This is a genomic window from Oleiphilus sp. HI0128 (genome assembly GCF_001635365.1).
In genome coordinates, this window is sequence record NZ_LWGG01001193.1 from 1 (window position 1) to 952 (window position 952).

Annotated in this window: 2 protein-coding genes; both read left to right on the top strand. The window is 42.0% G+C overall.

What is annotated here, in order from left to right:
- Positions 1-389: porin (locus A3763_RS20085; protein ID WP_156495211.1), on the top strand; the 389-nt coding region annotated here is incomplete at its 5' end.
- 93 nt (positions 390-482) lie between these two features.
- Positions 483-952: CYTH domain-containing protein (locus tag A3763_RS20090; protein ID WP_197483012.1), on the top strand; the 470-nt coding region annotated here is incomplete at its 3' end.

Genomic DNA, 952 nt, shown 5'->3' on the forward strand with positions numbered 1-952 from the left:
AATACGCTATGGATAACCTTGAACTTGCTTTTGCATACTCTATGGGTCGCGAAGAAGCTGGTGTTGAAGCAGAAGATACTATTGGTTTAGGTGCTACTTACTCAATGGATGATATTACTGTAATGCTTGGTTACGAAAGCATGTCAGATACAGTTGATTACATTGGTTTGCAGGGCATGTACACAATGGGTCAGAACCAGTTTGCTCTAGGTTATGGTATGAAGTCTTATGATGGTGCAGAAGACGAAGCGACAATTGCGCTTCAAGCTCTTCATAATGTAACAGATCATTTGTTTGTAGCTCTAGAATACACAACGTCTACTGACCTTGGTGGTGTTGATGGTGCGGATGTTGACGTACTAGCTATCGGCGCTAACTACAGCTTCTAAGTTGTAAGTTTAGAACTAAGCTCTAAAAAGCCGGTGACTTTCACCGGCTTTTTTTTGCCTGAAATTTATGTAAATCAAACGATAAGGTGTTTTGTGCCGAAAGAAATTGAACTAAAACTTAGTGTTGTGGGTGAAAGTCTTGCTGTGCTTGAGAGCTTGGAAGCGTGTTTGAGCAATCAGGGGTTTGTGCTTGAGTTGCAGCGAAAGCCTTTGCAGAATATTTACTATGATACGCCTGATAAGATATTGAACCAGCATCGAATGGCTTTGCGGGTTCGGAAAAAAGGCGATGCTTTTATTCAAACCTTGAAGACCAAGGGGAAGTCGGTAAGCGGTCTAAGTGAACGTGGTGAATGGGAATGGGAATTGGCGGATAACAAGCTAGATATTTCACTTCTAGAGGGCTTGGATGTTTGGCCGGAAGGAATGAATTTGGAAAGTTTAAATGCGGTGTTTGAGACGAACTTTGTTAGGCATCAGGTATTAATTGAATGGCAGGGTAGCGAAATTGAATTAGCTTTTGACCAGGGCGAGGTGTTGTCAAAAGGTAAGTGTCTGCCAAT